11 protein-coding genes are annotated in these 16,585 nt (G+C 62.1%); 2 read left to right on the forward strand and 9 right to left on the reverse strand.

The window, feature by feature from the left end; genetic code table 11:
* Window positions 1–408 precede the first annotated feature (408 nt).
* Window positions 409–1,716: an aminotransferase class V-fold PLP-dependent enzyme gene (locus OSA81_06650; protein ID MDE0898677.1), complete on the forward strand. Its 1,308-nt coding sequence runs from the start codon at window positions 409–411 to the stop codon at window positions 1,714–1,716.
* A 1,783-nt stretch (window positions 1,717–3,499) separates the two neighbouring features.
* On the opposite strand, the gene hutI is transcribed toward OSA81_06650, so the two are convergent.
* Window positions 3,500–4,708: an imidazolonepropionase gene (gene hutI, locus OSA81_06655; protein MDE0898678.1), complete on the reverse strand. Its 1,209-nt coding sequence runs from the start codon at window positions 4,706–4,708 to the stop codon at window positions 3,500–3,502.
* Between the two features lie 68 nt (window positions 4,709–4,776).
* On the opposite strand from hutI, the gene OSA81_06660 reads away from it, so the two are divergent.
* The gene (locus OSA81_06660; GenBank protein ID MDE0898679.1) at window positions 4,777–6,180 is read left to right on the forward strand and encodes a formimidoylglutamate deiminase; all 1,404 of its coding nucleotides are present in this window, start codon (window positions 4,777–4,779) and stop codon (window positions 6,178–6,180) included.
* Between the two features lie 2 nt (window positions 6,181–6,182).
* Here OSA81_06660 and hutU read toward each other — a convergent pair whose 3' ends face one another.
* From hutU to OSA81_06700, 8 genes are all read right to left on the reverse strand, one after another.
* Complete coding sequence (gene hutU, locus OSA81_06665) at window positions 6,183–7,859, reverse strand: urocanate hydratase (GenBank protein MDE0898680.1); 1,677 nt, start codon at window positions 7,857–7,859, stop codon at window positions 6,183–6,185.
* Window positions 7,856–9,385, reverse strand: a complete 1,530-nt coding sequence (hutH, locus tag OSA81_06670; protein MDE0898681.1) for a histidine ammonia-lyase — start codon at window positions 9,383–9,385, stop codon at window positions 7,856–7,858. Before hutH ends, hutU begins: the two co-directional genes overlap by 4 nt.
* Window positions 9,382–9,747 carry a hypothetical protein gene (locus OSA81_06675; GenBank protein ID MDE0898682.1) on the reverse strand — a complete coding sequence of 122 codons (366 nt, stop codon included), beginning with the start codon at window positions 9,745–9,747 and terminating at the stop codon, window positions 9,382–9,384. Before OSA81_06675 ends, hutH begins: the two co-directional genes overlap by 4 nt.
* Before the next feature lie 30 nt (window positions 9,748–9,777).
* A complete protein-coding gene (locus OSA81_06680) occupies window positions 9,778–10,023 on the reverse strand; it encodes a hypothetical protein (protein MDE0898683.1) in 246 nt (81 codons plus the stop codon).
* 213 nt (window positions 10,024–10,236) lie between these two features.
* On the reverse strand, window positions 10,237–10,437 hold the full coding sequence (locus OSA81_06685) for a hypothetical protein (protein MDE0898684.1): 201 nt from the start codon (window positions 10,435–10,437) through the stop codon (window positions 10,237–10,239).
* Between the two features lie 55 nt (window positions 10,438–10,492).
* On the reverse strand, window positions 10,493–12,463 hold the full coding sequence (locus OSA81_06690) for an ankyrin repeat domain-containing protein (GenBank protein ID MDE0898685.1): 1,971 nt from the start codon (window positions 12,461–12,463) through the stop codon (window positions 10,493–10,495).
* Complete coding sequence (locus tag OSA81_06695) at window positions 12,464–13,888, reverse strand: DUF1552 domain-containing protein (GenBank protein MDE0898686.1); 1,425 nt, start codon at window positions 13,886–13,888, stop codon at window positions 12,464–12,466.
* Window positions 13,889–13,939: 51 nt separating this feature from the next.
* The gene (locus OSA81_06700) at window positions 13,940–16,357 is read right to left on the reverse strand and encodes a DUF1592 domain-containing protein (GenBank protein MDE0898687.1); all 2,418 of its coding nucleotides are present in this window, start codon (window positions 16,355–16,357) and stop codon (window positions 13,940–13,942) included.
* Window positions 16,358–16,585 lie beyond the last annotated feature (228 nt).

Here is a 16,585-nt window from a genome sequence, read left to right on the forward strand (position 1 = left end):
ACGGCGGCGCTTGTTCCGTCGAGGACGATCGCCGGCCTTGGCGGATTGATTGCCGCGACCGCGTCCCCCGGAGGAGCCACCGTCAGCTGACGCACTTTCTGTGGATGAGTTTTCCGCGGGGGCAGCAGCTTCGGAAGGCGCTGAATCAGCCGGCGGAGATTCTTTTTTTTGTGCTTCTGGTGTGTCTGACACGTATACAGCCAAAGGGACGGACTGCGTCAGTTGAGCCCGAATGACTCATCGGCGCCCGTCAGTAGATGAATCCACGCTAGCTACTTCTCGCGGACTGTCCCATCAGCGGGCCGACTGGCCGCGCCGCTGCCGACCGCGATTCGCGCGTCGGCTGAACACAAGCAATGTTGGACGAAGTTCCCTGCGGATCAAGTCACAATTACTTGGAGCTGTTCGATGCATCGTACTCGGACCACCCGTCGCGGCTTTCTGGGAGCCCTTGCGGCGGCCGGCGCCGGAGCCCCGCTGCTGGCGCGTGCAGAGGCCATCGAGGCCGCTGTCCTCGACGATGGGCAGGCCTCCGGCTCCACAGTCTTTGACGCCGACGGTCGCCTATCCATCCGGAGGCTTCGCGAGCAGTACCTGCTCTCGGGTGACCTCATTTACCTGAACCACGCATCGATCGGCACCGTCCCTGCGGCAGTACATCGTGCCCACGCCGGATACCTCGAACTGTGCGAGTCCTTCCCGTCGCTATACGTCTGGGGATCCGTCTGGAGGGACGTCACGGAGACGACCCGAGGCCTCGCTGCAGATCTTCTTGGATGTGAGGCAGATGACCTCGCGATCACCCACAATACAACGGAGGGCTTCAACGTCCTGGCCCACGGTCTCCCTCTGGTCAGTGGTGACGAGGTTCTCTTCAGCTCGCTGAATCATCCAGGGGCTTCGGTGGCGTGGCGTGGCGTGGCTGCCCGCCGGGGCTTCACGGTACGGGACTTCGATTTCCCCATCCTGCGCGGTGAGGAGATGACGGTCGAAGAGGTCGTCGACCTGCACATGGCGGCGATTCGGCCAAAAACCAGAGCTTTGGTGGTGCCGCACGTCGACAACTCAATTGGACTGACCCACCCTCTGAAGGAGATCGCGGAGGCTGCGCGAGCGCGTGGGGTCGAGTTCATACTCGTGGATGGAGCCCAGTCCGCCGGAATGATCCCCGTGGATCTGGGTTCTGCCGGGGTCGATGCCTACGCCATGAGCCCACACAAATGGATTCAGGCTCCCAAGGGCACAGGACTCTTCTGGGTGGCGCCAAGCCTGCGGGACCGACTTCCGAGAATGTGGTACCGGACCGCAGGAGAACGCATCAGGGGCTCGGCGAGGAAATACGAAGATTATTCAACTCGTGCCTGGCCTGCCGTCGTGGCCCTTGGAGACGCACTCGCCTTCCAGGCCTCGATCGGCGCTGACGAGAAACAGCGCCGCTACCGGGCCTTATGGAGTCAGGTGTACGAGCGGACTCAGGCGGATCGGGCGCTGGCCTGGCGTTCGCCGGTGGATCCGGAGTTGAGGTCTGTGATTATGGCGGTGGAAGTCCGCGGTGCGGCCGCGCCAGAGGTGGGGAGTGCGCTATTGGAAGGTCACGGGGCTGTGGTTCGATCCTTCGGCGGGCCGCTGAACACGCTGCGCGTCTCGCCGAACGTGATGACCGAAGATGTTGACATCACACGATTCCTGGACGCTGCCGCGGCTCAGGGAAGCTAGGTTGCCGAGTGTCCCATTACCCGCTCCTGTGTCCAGGAATCGGGACATTCACCCACCTCCCACACCTAATGACATGTATCCCGTAACTCCCTGCCATACAGCGTTTTGTGCCACACGCAACCCCTTGGCACGCCACGTGCATTATTCTCGGGTAGATTCCAGCGAAGGAGGACACGGTGGGTAGGACAGCCCGACTAACCGCAATTATGGCCTTGATGGCGGCCTTCATTTCACTCTCGGCGAGCGCGCAAGTCAGCGTTGATTTTTCGCTTCCCGCAGGCACCCTGTTCACCGGGGTGTCCTTCGGAGTTGCTGGCCCAGTTCACGCAACCTCCTCGGTCTTCTTCGGTGCACCGTATGGTGAAGCGAACGGGCCCAAATACGGTGTGTACGGAAGCCCCAACTCCTACGGGAGCTGCTGGGACGCGTACTACATGTATTACGACCACTGCGTGGTGCAGACTTCCTATGCGCCCGTCTACTACTCGTACGGCGGCTGGGCCCGAAGCTGGTACGGCCATGCCGGCTACTACAGTCCCGGTTATTACCAGCCCAGTTACTACGCGTATGTCTCGGACCCGTGGGGTCCACGTTGGGGGCCGTTCTGGGCCTACGATCCGTGGGACTCGTACTGGAATAGCTATTGGGATGGCTCCTATGCAGGCTCCTGGTACGGCGGACGTTCCTCTTACGCAGCCACATACCATGTGCCTGCCTACTACCCGAATAGCGCTACGTACTACGCAGGGAACACTCAGTACAAGGACAGCCCGGGCACTGGCACTACAGGCCGGACCGCTCGGCACCGCACTCCCACCGCTTCACCGACCGCACCTTCCCGCACCTCAGTGGCTGCCGCGGCAAAGGCTCGCCCGCGTAGCACCACTTCAGTGAACCGGCGTGCGCCAGAAGTCGATGGCCCGGCAGGGGCCGCTCGCTCCGGGTCCGGTGCGCGATCTGCGACAGCTGGTGTGGGTTTGTCCAGGTCCGGTGGCCGCACCGGAGTGTCCGGTACCGGAACGACCGCTGGTGATCGGGCAGTTCGCACTCCAACCGTAGGCAGAAAGCCGCTTTCCGTCGCCCGGAGCAATCGCGGTGGTCCCGGCAGCCGTCCGTCAGCCGGCCTACCCCGTCGCGTGCCGACTTCAGATGGCGATGCGCGGAGCACATCAGGCACGCGAGGAAACGCGTCCAGAACCACCGGTGCCGGTAAAGGCGTCGCGCGCGCTCGTGGGACACGTGGCGGATCGCGCCCGATCTTGAATCGGCGCCCACCTGCGTCCCAGTCGGGTCAGGCCGCCCGGGCTGGATCATCGACGACCCGTTCCGGGGCGGCGGCGCGGACCACCCCTGTCCGAGAACAGGCTTCCCCGCGAGCGGGGACTTCCAGCACTCGCCCGGCTCGTGCGGGGGCCACGCCGAGCCGGGCGCCTAGCCGCACAAGGTCGTCCCCCAGGTCCAGGTCGACCCGGGCAACGACAACACGCGCTCCAGGTGCTCAGTCTGCGCCCGCTCGCGGCAGCCGTGCACGTCAGACTCCGAGCCGGCGTCCCACCCGTGTGCGCACCGTCCCCTCTCGCGGCGCGCGGAGCACACCGACCCGAGCTGCAGCCCCCAGCTCAGTTGGGAACGCTCGCTCGGCGCCCTCTAGGGCCCCTTCAGCACGCCGCACAAGCGGCTCTCCAACTGCGCGCGCGGCACCGTCCCGGCCGGCTACGGCTCCTCGGGTGGCTGCCCGCGGCGGGGGGATCGACTCGGCGTCGCAATAACCACTAGACGCCGGTCAGCGCACCCGGCTCCCGGCGACCCAGACACCGACACAGGGATTTGCGCCGACCCAGTAAGTGAGTTCTACCGGACTCTCGATGCTCCAGGCCGCAAGGTCTGCACGCATTCCAATTTCGAGCGCCCCTCGGTCTTGGTAACCAAGAACCGGCGCCGCATTTCGAGTCATCCCGATAAGCGTCTCCTCGGGAGTCAGACCAAACAGGACACTCGCCATGTTCATGGCTAGAAGAGGCGAGGCCAATGGAGACGACCCTGGGTTCAGGTCGGTGGCTACGACTATGGGCACCCCATGCTCGCGAAATGTCGAGACGGGTGGCTTTTGCGTCTCACCCAGGTAGTAAAAAGCGCCCGGGAGAAGGACCGCTGCCGTCCCAGACGCGGCCATAGACCGCGCGCCGGGGCCTGACGCGTATTCGAGGTGATCTGCCGATCGGGCACCCAGGCGCGCCGCCAGTGCAGCTCCGCCCGAGTCAGACAGTTGGTCCGCATGGAGGCGAACACCCATCCCTAGATCAGCCCCCGTTTCGAGCACCCGGGCGCACTCTGTAGAGTTGAAAGCGATCCCCTCGCAGAACGCGTCCACCCCGTCAGCCAGACCCGCACGAGCTGCCTCAGGGATCATCTCCTTACAGATCAGGTCGAGGTATCCCTCCCGATCGTAACGAAACTCCGGAGGAAGCGCGTGCGCAGCGAGCAATGTCGTCGAGACGGATACGCCTTGATCCGCCCCGGCGGTTTTTGCGGCGCGGAGCATTCGCAGCTCACTCTCGAGATCCAGCCCATAGCCGGACTTGATCTCGACACTCGTGCAGCCACTGTCGACCAGCCACCCGAGCCTGCGAGCCCCCGATGAGGCCAGTTCGCTGTCGCTGGCGCCCCTGGTGGCTGAAACTGAGGAGAGGATGCCGCCACCCGCTCGGGCGATTTCTTCGTAAGTTGCGCCGCCCAGCCTCTGTTCGAACTCGCTCGCCCGGTTGCCACCGAATACCAAATGCGTGTGCGCATCGATCAGGCCCGGCGTCAGCCACCCTCCACCCAAATCGAGCACCTCGTGTGCATCGGCGGCGATACCCTCAGGAGCGGCACTCTCAGATCCGATCCAAGAAATGCGTCCACCACTCACCGCCAGGAGGCCGTTCCGGATCGTCCCGTATGGCTCCGCCGACCCAGCTGACATTGTCGCAATGTGGCAGTTCTTGACCACGAGCTCGCTGCTGACCAAATACCCTCCTCGTTGACGCCGCGTCCGCCCTGAATCTACACTCGCTCGACATGTCCGACCTTTTTTTCGATACTGCGTTCCTTTCGGGGAGCTGGGCCCACGATGTACGCCTCACGGTGGACAGCGGTGGGTGGATTACGTCGGTTGAGTCCGAAACGACTCCCCGGGGCGCCCGGCACTTTCGAGGTATCGCTGTCCCGGGGGTTCCCAACGTCCATTCCCACGTCTTTCAGCGGGCGATGGCCGGGCTGGCAGAGCGCGGGTCTCCATCAGGCGATTCCTTCTGGTCCTGGCGGGAGCGAATGTACGGCTTCCTTCGCACACTCGACCCGGATGCAGTCGAGGTAATCGCAGGCCAGTTGTTCTCCGAACTCCTGCGGCATGGCTTCACGTCCGTGGCCGAGTTCCACTACCTCAGAAACGACGTCCTCGGCCACGCTTATGCCGATCCGGTAGAGATGGGGCGCCGTATTTTGGCGGCAGCGGAACGTGCGGGGATGGGCATCACGATGTTGCCGACCGTCTATCGAACGTCAGACTTCGGCGGCGCGGAAGCGCAGGTCAGCCAGCGCAGATTTGTGGCATCCGTGGAGGACCTGCTCGGCGATATAGCGGTTCTCGGGGCTGGCGCGAGCGCCGGCACGACTCGGATCGGTCTAGCCCTTCATTCGCTGCGGGCGGTCCCGCCCAAAGCATTAACCGTCGCAGTCGAGGCTGCACGCAGCATGGACCCGGAGCTTCCCGTACACATCCACGTGGCGGAGCAGCAGAAAGAGGTCGAACGATGCCTCGAATGGTCGGGCGCCCGGCCGGTTCAGTGGCTTCTCGATAACGCGCCGGTTGATCGGCACTGGTGCCTGATTCACGCGACCCATCTGGATGCTTCCGAGGTAGCGGGGATCGGCGCTTCGGGAGCCGTGGTCGGCCTCTGTCCGACGACGGAGGCGAATCTGGGCGACGGCATTTTTCCATTCACAGACTTTGAGCACGCGCGGGGTTCCTGGGGAATCGGGACGGATTCCCACATCGGACGCAGTCCTGTGGGTGAACTCCGGACTCTCGAATATGGGCAGCGATTGACGCTCCAGAGCCGAAACGTGGCGGCTGGCCCCTACCACCGATCGACCGGGCGATCGCTTCTGGAGTCTGCGTGGAACGGTGGCGCTGCCGCATGTGGGCGAAGAATCGGACAGATCGCCCCAGGCTTCCGGGCGGACGCGGTCGTGCTGGACCCGAACCACCCGTCGCTGTGCGGCCGTTCAGGAGACGACGTCCTCGATTCCTGGGTCTTTTCCGGGGATGCCACCCCTGTGTCCGACGTCATCGTCGGGGGGCGTCAGGTGGTAGAGGCGGGACGTCACGTCCTCTCCACAGAATTGTCTAAAAGGTACCGGAGCGTGGCTCATGCCTTGGTGGGAGACAACCCGCAGCTGGCCCTGAATCTGGACGAGTAGAGCTAGATCTCTCGTCTCATCGGTATCCGGATGCCCTCTCGCTCCGCTGTCGCTTCGGCAATCGCGTATCCGGCGTCGACGTGCCGCATGACACCGGTTCCCGGATCGTTCGTCAGTACCCGCTCGAGGCGAACGCCCATCTCAGGTGTCCCATCGGCCACGATGACCTGCCCTGCATGCAATGAATTGCCGATCCCGACTCCACCACCGTGGTGGAAAGAGACCCAACTCGCCCCGGACGCCGTATTCAGCAGCGCGTTAAGAATGGGCCAGTCGGCTACGGCATCGGATCCGTCCTTCATGGCTTCGGTTTCACGGTTGGGTGATGCGACCGAGCCGGTATCGAGGTGATCTCGTCCGATCACGATCGGGGCGCTCACCTCACCACTCGCGACGAGGTCATTCAAGGCGAGGCCGAACCGGGCTCGCGCACCCTGTCCCAGCCAGCAGATCCGGGACGGGAGTCCTTGGAACGCCACACGCTCCTGCGCCAACCTAATCCAGCGGCAGAGGTGTTCATCCTCGGGGAACATCTCCAGGACCAGCTCATCGGTCCGGTGGATGTCTTTCGGGTCGCCGGACAGTGCCACCCAACGGAAGGGGCCCTTCCCTTCGCAAAACAGATCCCGAATATAGGCCGGAACGAAGCCAGGATAGGAAAACGCCTCGGTGAACCCCGCGTCCTTTGCGTACCCACGCAGATTGTTGCCATAATCCACCGCAACCGCGCCGGCGTTCTGCATGTCGACGATCGCCTCACAATGAATTCTCATCGACTTCATCGACTGCCTCAAGTACTCCTCGGCGTCGGACTCGCGCAGCACCGCGGCCTGCCCGACACCCATGCCGGCGGGGACGTATCCGTGCACCGGGTCATGAGCGGACGTCTGATCCGTCACGATATCCGGTGTGACGCCCCTCCGAACGAGCTCCGGGAGTACGTCGGCACAGTTCCCGACCAGTCCGATGGATAGCGCCTCGCCCGCTGTGGTGGCCTCGTTTACCCAGCGGAGTGCCTCTTCGAGGTCATGTGTCATGCGATCGCAGTAACGGGTATCAAGCCTGCGCTGGATACGGGTCGGATCGACCTCGACGCAGAGCATGACCCCTTGGTTCATCGTCGTGGCGAGAGGCTGGGCGCCGCCCATGCCCCCCATACCCCCGGTGAGGATCCACTTACCCTTCAAAGAACCGTCGAAATGCTTGTCGGCCATCGCACCGAACGTCTCGTACGTCCCCTGTAGAATCCCTTGGGTGCCTATGTAGATCCAGGACCCGGCCGTCATCTGTCCGTACATCATCAGGCCCTTCCGCTCGAGCTCTCGGAAGTGCTCCCACGTGGCCCAGCGACCTACCAGGTTGGAGTTCGCAATGAGCACGCGAGGCGCATGTTCGTGCGTCCGAAAGATCCCCACGGGCTTCCCCGACTGCACCAAGAGTGTCTCGTCGTTCTCGAGGTCGCGAAGGGATTCGACGATGGTATCGAATGCCGCCCAACTTCGGGCAGCACGACCTGTCCCGCCGTATACAATTAGTTGGTCCGGGTGCTCGGCCACATCCGGGTCGAGGTTATTCATCAGCATCCGCAGCGCAGCCTCCTGCGCCCATCCCTTGCAACTCAGTTCGTTGCCATGCGGCGCGCGCACGGTGCGTGGATCACTCTTCGTATCTGATGTCATACCAGTTCCTCAGCGATACCGGAGAAGGTCCCCGCTCTGACGGCCGATGTGAGCGCATCCAGATCGGGGCCTAACATGCGATCCCCATTCAGACGGTCCACTTGAGCTCGTACGCGGCCATAGGCGATTTCCACACCGCGGCCGCCGAGAAGTGGGCGACGGTATTCGATCCCCTCAGCAGCGCACATGAGTTCCGTCGCCAAGACACGCTCCAGGCACCCCACTGCGCGTCGGGCTTTCCTGGCCGCTGCGAGCCCCATCGAGACGTGATCTTCCTGATTCGCGCTGGTTGTGACGGAGTCCACCGATGCCGGGTGCGAGAGCACCCGAATCTCGGCGAGCAGGTCGACCGCAGTCACCTGGGCGATCATGAAGCCGCTTTCCAGGCCCGGCTGGGAGGCGAGGAAGGCGGGCAGCCCCATGGACAGGTCCGGATTGAGCAGTCGCTCCACACGGCGCTCTGAGATCGAAGCCAGATCCGCCACCGCTATGGTCAGCAGGTCGAGGGCCTGTGATACGATCTGGGCGTGGAAGTTTCCGCCGCTCACGATGACTCCGGAGTCCGGAAAGACGAGCGGATTGTCCGTTGCGCTGTTCGCCTCGGTCTCCAGAATCCCACGTATGTATGCCAACGCGTGGCGACCGGCCCCGTGGACCTGAGGCACGCATCGGAGTGCATAGGCGTCCTGTACGCGAGGATCATCTTCGCGATGCGATTCGCGGATTTCCGATCCTTCGAGCAACGATCTCAAGATCGCGGCAGAGCGAATCTGCCCTGCGTGCGGCCGGGCTTCGTGGATCTCTGCCCGGTAGGCCTCCGGTGTTCCAAGAAGCGCTTCCATCGACATCGCGGCCACGGCCTCCGCCGTCTCTAGCGCTCGCTCGGCTCGGAGCAGCGCGAGCACACCGAGTCCCGTTGTTGCCTGGGTTCCATTGATCAGAGCGAGCCCCTCCTTCAAGCTCAAGACGATCGGAGTGATCCCCTCGGCCTCAAGACACTCCCCCGCAGGGCGACGCTCGCCTTTGTACTCGACTTCACCTTCCCCCAACAGTCCGAGTGCAACATGCGCCAACGGGGCGAGATCTCCGCTCGCCCCGACCGAACCAAATTCGGGAACCCGCGGATGGATACCGGCGTTCAGGAGCGCCAAGAGGCCTTCGATCACGTCTGTGCGACAACCTGACACTCCGCGAGCTAACGCGTTGGCCCGCAACACCATGAGCGCACGGACAGATGGCTGGCTCATCGGGTCGCCCATGCCCGAAGCGTGTGACCGAACCAAGTTGTGCTGGAGGGTCGCTCGCTGGTCCGCAGGGATGGAGATATCCGCGAGCCGGCCGAACCCCGTGGTGACTCCATACACAGGCTCTCCCGTCGCCACCTTCGCCTCTATGAAGTCGCGGGATGCCTTAACACGCTCCCGTGCGGTGTCGTCCAGTGTCACCCGGACACTTGGGTCACGTGCCACCGCCTCAATCGCCTCAAGCGTGAGGGTCCTCCCGTCGACTGCAATGGATCTGGTCACGGGTTCTCCCCTTCACGTCGAGGTGGATCTCGGTCGCCCGCGCGGCGGGCCATCCGGATAGCAGCGAACTCCTCTTCAGTCACCGTCAACTCCTCAGTGTTCCAGAATTTCTCAAGTCCGACACCCAGGCCGTCGGCCAGGCGGTTCACATAGTTGTAGTACGACACGACCTGACAGATATCCAAAACTGCAGTGTCGCTGAAGCCTGCTTTAAGCAGTCGGCCGGCATCACTGCTGCTCATCGCCCACGGCTCGTGGGTGAGCTTCACAGCATACCGGAGCATCTCTGCATCCTGCTCCGAGACGTCTGCACTTCGAAAATCCCGCGCCAGGGCGCGGGAGAGCCCCAGACTGCCAGTCAACGTACGGAGTCCCGCCCCGTGATGATTGATTCAGTAGAAGCAGTCGTTCTCCGCTGAGACCGTCACAGCGAGCATCTCGCGCTGGGTTCGGGACAGCGGCGATCTCCCCCGCATCAGGTGGGAATAGAGTCGCGCGTGGTCCCTGAGGGACCTAGGATTCAGAGAGTGAATCCGAAGGATATTGTCGACCACACCGTGCTCGTTCCGGTGATCGTCGTAGAGTTCAGATAGCAGCCCCTCCGCTTCGTCATCCGAGACGTATGGGATGTGGGCCACAGGACCTCCAGAGACTCGGCGTCGACTTTCACGTTGCGTGAAGTGAGCGTGGAACCTGACTCGGGGCAAGACTTTGCGCCGCGTGCGTAAATTGAGGGCTCCGGGGCACATACTCGGGCCTTCATACCCGTTTTTCCAAGACACGTCATCCCGGCGCTCCCCCACTGCCGTCCGCACAATCCGTTAAGGCGGCCGCCCCCGCCCCACAGCGGGTCAGAGGATGCGGAGTACGGCCTCTGAGAGCGCCCATACGACCATCGACCCCAGCGACATGGAAGTCGCGATCATCGTGACGGGCTGATCAGCGAACAACTTTCTCAGCAGGGTGTCGTCGTCCGAAAAGACCTTCCGCAGGCTATCGATCATCAGGTAGCCAACGAAGGGGCTGGGGATGAGAATCCAGAGGATGCTCACCGAGCGAACTCCGGGGCAAAAATCATCGGACCCCCACCCCGGACCGCATCTATCGTTACTGCTGGCAGCTGACGCAATTGTTACTGTTAGCCGAGCCCAAGCTCTCGAGCAACGCCACTGTCTCAGGGATAGGAGAGACCCGTGACACAGGCCCGTTTGCCATGTCCGCGGTTGTCTGCCCACGGCGACTGACCATGGTTACGTCACCACCGTGCTCAACCAAGTAGAGTATCAGGTCGTTGTCACCGCGCGCTGCCGCATGATGAATGGCTGTGTAGCCACCATGATCCCGCATATTGACGTCCATCCCGACTTCTTCGATCAGGAACTTCACCGCCGGCATCCAACCATTCTCGACGTGTCGGTGGGCGTTTCCTGCAAAACCCTCACCGTACCCGACCCCGGACGCGGCGTGGATCGCTGATACCGCCGGACCACCAGTCGGAATTGGCGGAAGGCCGGTAGGATCAGGCTCGGCAGCCTTCACCGAGTCCTGGCGTTGGGCGTGTGCAACGATGTCCTCACGGAAGTCTCCCGGGGTGGCCCGAACATCTTCCTCCGCCATCTCTGCCTTGATGGAGTCAGGAAGATCCTGCCAAATGGTGACCACGGAGGTTGCCTGCGTGGAATCACTCATCACAGCGAAACTGTCCGCGTCGGCGATCTGATCAATCTGGAGGGCCCGCTGCCTCTGCTCGGGGGTCTGACGCTGCCGCCTCTGAGGAGCCTTGGTTGGGATCGATGGATCTGCACCCCACGTTTTTAGAAGCGCCATCGCGGCGACATCGGTCGCATACGACGCGCGAAGGAACGGGGTCGCCCCATTTGTATCGATTAGACCACAGTTTCCGTTGCCGCACCCTGTGTACTCCATGTACCAGGGATGCATTGTCATCCGGGTGTCGGGGTCGGCTCCTGCTTCAAGGAGCGCCTCAAGGACGTCGAGGTAGCCGACCTGTTGGGCCGAGCGCTCCTGTGGCTGAGGATAACGCGTCCGCGGCTGCCACTCGGAGTTGATCGTTGCGAGTAAAGGTGTGGCACCGTTGAGGGTCGAACTCCCATTCGGGTCAGCACCACGCTGGAGCAGCGACATCGCGGCATCGAACTGACCATTGATGGTCGCCATGAGGAGTGGTGACGTCCCGTCTCCTCCACCCACCCGATCAATCTCGGCTCCGCGATCGAGAAGTGCCTCCATTGCTTCGAGGTGCCCTTGACGAGCCGCATGCAGGAGAGGCGTCAGTCCGCCCTTGGAAGTGATCCGGACCTGCCGCTGGAACCGACTGTTCATGCGGGCCTTGCGAGGTTCTGGCGCATCTGTCTCATACGCGGCGCGACCTGCACGCACCGCCGCCTGCACCTGCGACGACGTGGGCTGCCACTCACCCTCATTCGTGAAGGCGTTGATAACGTCGGCCTGACGACGGTTCGCCTCGGCATCGAGCCGGCCCATCGCGGTCAGGTCCATCCCCACCGCTGCGATGTTCGGGTCGGCGCCTCCGTCTAGGAGCGCATTGATCGCGTCCACGCGGTTCCAGGCGGCCGCAAAGATCAGCGGCGTCTGCGACCACTGGGCCTCGACACTGTTCGGGTCGACACCTGCATCCAGAAGCGCCTGAACAACAGCTCTATTGCCGGACACGGCAGCAAGGTGTAACGCCGTTGAGCCACTCGGAGCGGTGACTGCGTGCACATCTGCTCCGGCGGAGATCAGGTGCGTGACTGCGTCTGCACTTCCGTTCCGGCTGGCGATGTGTAGGGGGGTGTAGAGCCCAATCCGCGTCACGGACTGAATTTCCGCACCGGCGTAAACAAGGATGTCGACGAGTTCGGCATCACCCCGTTCGGCCGCCCAATGCAACGCACTCATGCCGTCGCCCTGAGCCGCGTTCACATCTGCCCCATCTCGAAGCAGCGCCCGCACTGTCTCCACATCGCCGCGCATTGCGGCGTCGGCGACAGGCGCCTCGACGGGCGCCCAGGCCATGACCGCCAAGGTAAACAGCGCCCCGAGTAAACTTGTCACCTAGTGAGTCTCCTGCGCAGTCGTGCGACCTGAAGACTTGAGCATCAGGCCGCCGGTGCTATCACCGAAGTTCTCCATGTCCGTATGCCCAAGCTCCTGCATCAGTGTAAGCATGGCATTCGCCATGGGCGTTCCGTCTGCCGTCTTGAGGTGCAGGTTGCCCTCGAGAATGCCCCCGCCCTTACCGAGGAATACGAGCGGTGCGCGCCGATGGTTGTGCAGGTTAGAGTCGGCCATGGGAGAACCGAACATCACGACAGATTTGTCGAGGAGATTCATGTCCCCGTCCATCGTCGCCTTCAGCTTGTCCAGCAGATACGGGAGCATGCTCACCCGGTACTGACAGATCTTGTTGAACTCCAGGACGGCCTCTTCGCGCCCACCATGATGCGACGCAGGATGGAACGGCCGGTCCGACCCGGACTCGGGGAACACTCGATTCTCTGAATCACGCCCCGTCTTGAAGGTGATGACGCGGGTCATATCCGTCTGGATGGCAAGAACCTGGAGGTCGAACATGAGCTCCATGTGCTCACGGTAGGAATCTGGCACGCCAGCCGGAGCTTCTGGAATCACTCGTTCCTCACCGCTGGTGTTGCCCGATTCAACCATCTGAATACGACGTTCGATCTCCCGCACATTGTTCAAGTACTGCTCCATCCGCATGCGATCTTCGGAGCCAAGCTGGCGGTTCATCGAGGAGACTTCGCCGCCTATCCAGTCGAGGATGCTGGAGCGCATTGCACGACGTTCTGCTCTGTCGGCCGGCGACGAGCCCGCACCGAAAAGCATGTCGAAGGCGACACGCGGATCACGAATCATCGGCAGCGGCTCACTTGGCGACGCCCAGCTCAGGGAGTCCGTGTACGCACATGAATAGTTGTACGTGCACCCACCGGCCTGATCGATGTTCGGGATGGTGAACTGCATCGACGGAAGCGGTGTGTCCTGACCGAACCGTTTCGCGTAAATCTGGTCCAATGACGTACCGACGAACAAATCCGACCCCTGGGTCTGTTTGGGGTGCGACTGGGTGAGAAACACGGCACTGGATCGGAAGTGATCGCCTCCAATCTCTGGCGCGGTGAACGCCTCGGCCATGCGGACGTCGGTGTTGCTGACGATGGTCAGGTAGTCCTGATAAGGCTCGAGAGAGATCAAGGCACTGTTCGGTGCCATCTCGAAGTCCTTGCCGATGATCTCGGGCGCGTAGAGGTGCTGAGTCGCACCCCAGTCATTACACCCAGCCAGGCCGTGAACCTCTTCGATCGCGATCAGCGGCGTGCGGTCGTTATTCGCCCGCATCACGGGTCCGCTCATGCGTCCGGCCGGAACCATCGCGTCAAGGTGCGGGAGCGCGACAGCAGCGCCCAAGCCACGCAAAAAGGTCCTGCGGTCCAAGTGTTTCCCGGTGATGAACTCCATCGTCCCGTTACTCCTCGAAAGTTGGGATCTGGTCTTCGTATTCGTGTCCGTCTAGTGCCCTGCTTCGGTCACAACCGCTTCGGCCGCCTGTTTCATTCGGAAGGCATCACTCGTGACGACACCCAGAATGAGCGACTGCATCTTGTACTGTCCGTTTTTTTCGGCATCTGCCACGATCGTTCGGATCGTCGGCTGATCGAAGTATTGCACCCGACGCGCAAGCCCGTAGGCCATCAGATTCTCGGTTAGTGACCGCATGAGGGGCACCGGACGGGAGAGAAGCGCGTTTGCGACCTCTTTCGGTGTGGTGATCGCAGTCCCGTCGTAGAACTCTCCACGCGTGTCGAGCGCCATCCCGTTCTCGCGAAGCCTCCACTGCCCGGTCACATCGAAGTTGTCTAAAGCGAGGCCGATCGGGTCCATGAATCGGTGGCAGGCATTACACGTGGGATTCGATCGGTGCATCTCCATGCGCTCCCGAGTGGTCAGACGCTGGCCCTCGACCGTACCCTCGGTGTCCTCGAGATCTGGCACTCCCGGTGGCGGCGGCGGTGGCGGCGTGCCCATGAGCACTTCCATGACCCATTTGCCTCGGAGAACTGGGGATGTCCGATTCGCCAGCGAAGTCAGGACAAGAACACTACCGTGCCCAAGCAGTCCCGCGCGTACTCCGTCCGTATACTCGACCTGCCGAAACTGCCGCCCCGCGACCCCTTCCATGCCGTAGTGATTCGCCAGGCGCTCATTCACGAAGGTGTAGTTCGCAGTGAACAACTCGAGAGCATCGCGATCTTCCCGAACTAGGTGGTTAAAGAAGATCAGACTCTCATCTCGCATCGCGTCGGCGAGCGTCTCGTCAAAATTCGGGAAAAAATTCGGATCCGGGCGAACCTTGTACAGGTCCTGGAGCCTTAGCCACTGGGAGGCGAAACGGGTTCCCAGTGCCTCCGATTTCGGATCGGCAAGCATTCTCCGGGTTTGTGCCTTGAGCTCCTTGTCCTTCGTCAGGTCTCCCTCACGTGCGATGCGAAGGAGTTCGTCGTCCGGTGGAGTCCCCCAGAGGAAGAAGGAGAGGCGCGACGCGAGTTCGATGTCACCGAGTTCATAGGTTTCGCCGGGATCGACGTTGCCTGGCTGTCGCTCCAGTCGGAGAACAAACAATGGCGACGCGAGCACGGCTTCCAGAGCCTCCCGTACGCCGCGTTCAAATCCACCCCTCGAGAGGCCACTCTCGTAGAACGTCATAAGACCATCGAGCTCTCCACTCGTGGCCGTCCGGCGGTATGCGCGCGTGGCCAGATTCTCCACAATGTCACGAGCGCATGCCTCTTCCTCACTCGGGGCAGTAGGTCGACAGATGAAGATTTTTGACCGCGAGGACGTGTCGGAAAGTCCCATAACGTCGCTGGGCCCACCCACCATCAGATCCTGAAGATGGGGGAGCGTGGTTACGCCTGCCCCACCCGATCCACCACCAGCCATGGACCAGTCGTGCGGCCTGATCAGGTCTTCATAAGGACCATCGGACCTACGAATGAACGCCGCTGAGATACTCTGCTGCCCGGCCCGGATAAAGATCGGCTCCGTCCACATCGCACCACCACCGCGATTATCGGCCGCCACAACCCCTCTATGGAAAGCCATGAGCGCAACGCGATCTCCATCGATGGAGATATCAATGTCCTCGAATCGGGTGTTACCTCCCGATGAGAACGTCATTCCCAAGGAGTACATCCCGTCGGCAGGAAAAACGTGCTCGATGACCACGCCTCCGCGGGTCCCGTACGGCGCGCCCTCCACATGATCCCAGGGATGCTGAGACCGATACTGGGAAATCTTGTAGTTGACGTTGATGGACGGCGCGTCCCGATCTCCTACAGCCATGCGGCTGATGTCGGCAGCCGCGTTGAGGTAGGCCTCTAGGAGCAGGGGCGACAACGCCTGCACATCGGCAATGTTGTCGAAATTGGCACTCATCTGATCCAACGGGAGCCAGTCACCAGCGTTCACCTCTATATTGAGAAGATCACTGATGGCCTGCTCGAATTCCGGGCGATTCAACCTCTGGAAAGTCCGCGAGCCCGAGTTCGGATTCCGGCGCGCTTCCGCGTCCATTACGTCCTCGAGCTGCTGGACGAACTTCATGAGTGTGTCGCCCTCAGGAGCCCGGACTCCGGGAGGTGGCATCATCCCAGCCCGGACCTTGCGAATCATGCGCTCGATCACCTCGGCATTGTCAGCCGCCTCGGCGATATCGAATCCCTCGAGCGAAAGATTCCCGCGGAGCCGAGAATCACTATGGCACCGGACACACGTCTCCGTAACGATGTCGTTCGGATCGACTGCGGCGGCCACCCCTAAATGGGGGATCGCATCCGTCACAAGGATGGGGGTGCTCGAAACTGTGATCTCGCCCACCAGCATGAGCGACATGCCAAGTGCAGCGGATGTCAAAACAAGTGACTTCATCCGGGCCGACTCCCCGAGGGTACGAACGGTTTATAATAGGCCGATTCGCGGTTTTCCTGCAAGGACATCGCTAGCCACACTATTGTTGAAGTCAGGCCGTTTGAAGATCGGCAGCCGAACGAATCTCAATGGATGAAGTGACCAAGGAAGGGGCTGCTGACCTCTGCGTCTGCCTCGTGTGACTCAGAACACAATGATCCCGCACTAGTTGAAGAAGCCGAATTCATT

It is taken from the genome of Longimicrobiales bacterium, assembly GCA_028823235.1.
Taxonomy (GTDB): domain Bacteria; phylum Gemmatimonadota; class Gemmatimonadetes; order Longimicrobiales; family Gaopeijiaceae; genus UBA2589.